The organism is Arcanobacterium bovis (assembly GCF_004331995.1).
Classification (GTDB): Bacteria; Actinomycetota; Actinomycetes; order Actinomycetales; family Actinomycetaceae; genus Arcanobacterium_A; species Arcanobacterium_A bovis.
In genome coordinates, this window is the sequence record NZ_SJDT01000014.1 from 1 (window position 1) to 5,261 (window position 5,261).

A 5,261-nucleotide genomic window follows, 5' to 3' on the forward strand; every position below is an offset into this window, starting at 1 on the left:
TTTGGTGGTTTTGGTTGGTTGGGTGATGTTTTTTGGGCTGGCTGGGTGCTTCTGCTTTTTGGTGGGGGTGTTTGGTTGGTCTGTTTTTGTTTTTTGTTGAGTCTGTTATTGGGCTTTTCATGTATGGAATTGGGTGCTTCTGGCTGCCTGTTGTGGTGGTTGGGGGTGTTTGGTTTTTTGTGGAGAGTTTGATCCTGGCTCAGGACGAACGCTGGCGGCGTGCTTAACACATGCAAGTCGAACGATGAAGACTGGAGCTTGCTTTGGTTGGATTAGTGGCGAACGGGTGAGTAATACGTGAGTAACCTGCCCCTGTCTTTGGGATAAGCCTTGGAAACGGGGTCTAATACTGGATATTCTGCTGTCCTCGCATGGGGGTGGTTGGAAAGATTTGTTTTGGATGGGGATGGGCTCACGGCCTATCAGCTTGTTGGTGGGGTGATGGCCTACCAAGGCTTCGACGGGTAGCCGGCCTGAGAGGGTGACCGGCCACATTGGGACTGAGATACGGCCCAGACTCCTACGGGAGGCAGCAGTGGGGAATATTGCACAATGGACGCAAGTCTGATGCAGCGACGCCGCGTGGGGGATGAAGGCTTTCGGGTTGTAAACTCCTTTTAGCACTGAACAAGGCTCTTTTTGGGTTGAGGGTAGGTGTTGAATAAGCGCCGGCTAACTACGTGCCAGCAGCCGCGGTAATACGTAGGGCGCGAGCGTTGTCCGGAATTATTGGGCGTAAAGAGCTCGTAGGCGGTTTGTTGCGTCTGCTGTGAAAGACCGGGGCTTAACTCCGGGGCTGCAGTGGGTACGGGCAGACTAGAGTGCGGTAGGGGTAACTGGAATTCCTGGTGTAGCGGTGGAATGCGCAGATATCAGGAGGAACACCGATGGCGAAGGCAGGTTACTGGGCTGTTACTGACGCTGAGGAGCGAAAGCATGGGGAGCGAACAGGATTAGATACCCTGGTAGTCCATGCCGTAAACGTTGGGCACTAGGTGTGGGGCCTTATCCACAGGTTCTGTGCCGTAGCTAACGCATTAAGTGCCCCGCCTGGGGAGTACGGCCGCAAGGTTAAAACTCAAAGGAATTGACGGGGGCCCGCACAAGCGGCGGAGCATGCGGATTAATTCGATGCAACGCGAAGAACCTTACCAAGGCTTGACATACACTGCGATGTTCTAGAGATAGGGCAGCCTTCGGGGTGGTGTACAGGTGGTGCATGGTTGTCGTCAGCTCGTGTCGTGAGATGTTGGGTTAAGTCCCGCAACGAGCGCAACCCTTGTCTTGTGTTGCCAGCACGTTATGGTGGGGACTCACGAGAGACTGCCGGGGTTAACTCGGAGGAAGGTGGGGATGACGTCAAATCATCATGCCCCTTATGTCTTGGGCTTCACGCATGCTACAATGGCTGGTACAGAGGGTTGCGATACTGTGAGGTGGAGCGAATCCCTTAAAGCCAGTCTCAGTTCGGATTGGGGTCTGCAACTCGACCCCATGAAGTCGGAGTCGCTAGTAATCGCAGATCAGCAACGCTGCGGTGAATACGTTCTCGGGCCTTGTACACACCGCCCGTCACGTCACGAAAGTTGGTAACACCCGAAGCTCATGGCCTAACCGCGTTTGTGGGGGGAGTGGTCGAAGGTGGGATTAGCGATTGGGACGAAGTCGTAACAAGGTAGCCGTACCGGAAGGTGCGGCTGGATCACCTCCTTTCTAGGGAGCCCTGTATTTGTGGTGGCTACTGTTGTGGTGGCTGCTTGTTTTTGTTTTGGGGTTGTCTGTGGGTTGTTGTGGGAAGTTGGCATGCTGTTGGGGTTCGGGATAATTGGTTCCGTGCTGCCTGTGTTTCCGGATGCTTTTGTGGTGTTTGGGGGTGTGGTGTTGGTGTGGTGGTTGAGAATTGTATAGTGGACGCGAGCATCTTTGGTTTTTTGTAAGTGTTTAAGAGCGTTCGGTGGATGCCTTGGCATGTAGAGCCGATGAAGGACGTTGTAGCCTGCGATAAGCCTCGGGGAGTTGGCAAACGAGCTGTGATCCGAGGGTGTCCGAATGGGGAAACCTGGCCAGAGTTATGTCTGGTTACCTGCATCTGAATGTATAGGGTGTGTGGGGGTAACGTCGGGAAGTGAAACATCTTAGTACCGGCAGGAAAAGATATTCTGTGAGTAGTGGCGAGCGAAAGCGGATGAGGCTAAACCGGGTGTGTGTGATAGCTGTCGGGCGTTGCATATCCGGGGTTGTGGGGCGTGCTTGTAGGTCTTCCGATAGGGGCCTGGGGAGTTATAAAACCGCAGTGTAGTTGAACAGGGTGGGAAACCTGACCGTAGAGGGTGATAGTCCCGTAGGTGAAATGTTGTGGTCTTCTTTGAGTGTGTTGCCCAAGTAGCACGGGACTCGTGAAATTTCGTGTGAATCTGCACAGACCACTGTGTAAGCCTAAATACTCTGCGTGACCGATAGTGGATAGTACCGTGAGGGAATGGTGAAAAGTACCCCGGGAGGGGAGTGAAATAGTTCCTGAAACCGGACGCTTACAATCCGTCAGAGCCTTCTTGGTGGGGGTGATGGCGTGCCTTTTGAAGAATGAGCCTGCGAGTTAGTGGCATGTAGCGAGGTTAACCTGTGTGGGGTAGCCGTAGCGAAAGCGAGTTTTAAAATGCGTTGTAGTTGCATGTTCTAGACCCGAAGCGGGGTGATCTACCCATGGGCAGTGTGAAGCACGTGTAAGAGCGTGTGGAGGCGCGAACCCACTTCAGTTGAAAATGGAGGGGATGACCTGTGGGTAGGGGTGAAAGGCCAATCAAACTCCGTGATAGCTGGTTCTCCCCGAAATGCATTTAGGTGCAGCGTTGTGTGTGCTTTGTGGAGGTAGAGCTACTGGATGGCCGATGGCCCTGACCGGGGTACTGACGTCAGCCAAACTCCGAATGCCATAAAGTTGAGCATGGCAGTGAGACTGCGGGGGATAAGCTCCGTAGTCGAGAGGGAAACAGCCCAGACCATCGGTTAAGGCCCCTAAGCGTGTGCTAAGTGGGAAAGGATGTGGAGTTGCTGTGACAACCAGGAGGTTGGCTTAGAAGCAGCCATCCTTGAAAGAGTGCGTAATAGCTCACTGGTCAAGTGATTCTGCGCCGACAATGTAGCGGGGCTAAGTACACCGCCGAAACCGTGGCAGCACAAGTTTTTTTGTGTTGGGTAGGGGAGCGTCGTGCGTGAGGTGAAGCAGTTGTGTGAATTGCTGTGGATTTCGTACGAGTGAGAATGCAGGCATGAGTAACGAATGATGGGTGAGAATCCCGTCCGCCGAATGACTAAGGGTTCCAGGGCCAGGTTCTTCCGCCCTGGGTTAGTCGGGTCCTAAGGCGAGGCCGACAGGCGTAGTCGATGGGCAACCAGTTGTTATTCTGGTACCGGTGAAAGACCGTTCAGTGTTGAAGCTTGTGATACTAACCATCCTTGATGCTGTGTGATCCTTTCGGGGGTTGTGTGGTTGATGGCGTGGGATCTGAACTTGTGTGTAGGCAAGCGTGTTAACAGGGGTGACGCACAGTGGTAGCTTCCGCGTGGCTTATGGCTTGCCACGTTTAACAGCGCAGCCCGTTGGATAGGTAAATCCGTCCGGCATATAGGGTGAGGCTGGATGATGACCCAATTTTTTGGGGAAGTAGGGTGATCCTGTGGTGCCTAGAAAAACCTCGACGCGAGGTCTGAGCCGCCCGTACCCTAAACCGACACAGGTGGTCGAGTAGAGTATACTAAGGCGTTCGAGTGAATCGTGGTTAAGGAACTCGGCAAAATGCCCCCGTAACTTTGGAAGAAGGGGGGCCTGATCCTTGAAGCCTGTACGGGCTAGGGGTGATGGCCGCAGAAACCAGGGAGAAGCGACTGTTTATCAAAAACATAGGTCCGTGCGAACACGTAAGTGGATGTATACGGACTGACGCCTGCCCGGTGCTGGAAGGTTAAGAGGAACGGTTAAAACCCTTTTGGGTTTGAAGCTGTGAATTTAAGCCCCAGTAAACGGCGGTGGTAACTATAACCATCCTAAGGTAGCGAAATTCCTTGTCGGGTAAGTTCCGACCTGCACGAATGGCGTAACGACTTCTCCACTGTCTCAACCGCGAACTCGGTGAAATTGCATTACGAGTAAAGATGCTCGTTACGCGCAGAAGGACGGAAAGACCCCGGGACCTTTACTATAGCTTGGTATTGGTGTTTGGTACGGTTTGTGTAGGATAGGTGGGAGACTGTGAAGCATGCACGCCAGTGTGTGTGGAGTCATTGTTGAAATACCACTCTGATCGTGCTGGATGTCTAACCTTGGACCATGATCTGGTTCAGGGACAGTGCCTGGTGGGTAGTTTAACTGGGGCGGTTGCCTCCTAAAATGTAACGGAGGCGCTCAAAGGTTCCCTCAGCCTGGTTGGTAATCAGGTGGCGAGTGCAAGTGTACAAGGGAGCTTGACTGTGAGACTGACAGGTCGAGCAGGTGCGAAAGCAGGAACTAGTGATCCGGCGGTGGCTTGTGGAAGCGCCGTCGCTCAACGGATAAAAGGTACCCCGGGGATAACAGGCTGATCCTGCCCAAGAGTTCATATCGACGGCATGGTTTGGCACCTCGATGTCGGCTCGTCGCATCCTGGGGCTGGAGTAGGTCCCAAGGGTTGGGCTGTTCGCCCATTAAAGCGGCACGCGAGCTGGGTTCAGAACGTCGTGAGACAGTTCGGTCCCTATCCTCTGCGCGCGTTGGAAACTTGAAAAGGGCTGTCCCTAGTACGAGAGGACCGGGACGGACGAACCTCTGGTGTGCCAGTTGTACCGCCAGGTGCATGGCTGGTTGGCTACGTTCGGAAAGGATAACCGCTGAAAGCATCTAAGTGGGAAGCCTGCTTTAAGATAAGGTTTCCATACAACCTTTGGGTTGTGTGAGGCCCCCTATAGACCATGGGGTTGATAGGCCAGACGTGGAAGCCTGGTAACGGGTGGAGCTGACTGGTACTAATGGCCGATCACCTACAAAAAACACACGCACTTAGCGTGGTGTAAGAAAATAGTTTTTCTAACAAAATGCTCGCGTCCTCTATACAATTCCCGGCCACCAAACCATGTGGCATGGTGTTGGTTATCCAACCGTTTTGACGGTGGTCATAGCGGCAGGGAAACGCCCGGTCCCATTCCGAACCCGGAAGCTAAGCCTGCCAGCGCCGATGGTACTGCACCCGCGAGGGTGTGGGAGAGTAGGACACCGCCGTCACCCAAAC

3 rRNA genes are annotated in these 5,261 nt (G+C 53.6%); all 3 read left to right on the forward strand.

The window, feature by feature from the left end:
- Window positions 1-176 precede the first annotated feature (176 nt).
- The 3 genes from EZJ44_RS08545 (at window position 177) to rrf (ending at window position 5,254) form a co-directional block, all read left to right on the forward strand.
- Window positions 177-1,713, forward strand: a 16S ribosomal RNA gene (locus EZJ44_RS08545).
- Window positions 1,714-1,931: 218 nt separating this feature from the next.
- Window positions 1,932-5,021 (forward strand): 23S ribosomal RNA (locus tag EZJ44_RS08550).
- A 116-nt stretch (window positions 5,022-5,137) separates the two neighbouring features.
- Window positions 5,138-5,254 (forward strand): 5S ribosomal RNA (gene rrf / locus EZJ44_RS08555).
- The 16S, 23S and 5S rRNA genes sit together here, the layout of an rRNA operon.
- The last annotated feature ends 7 nt before the right edge of the window (window positions 5,255-5,261 follow it).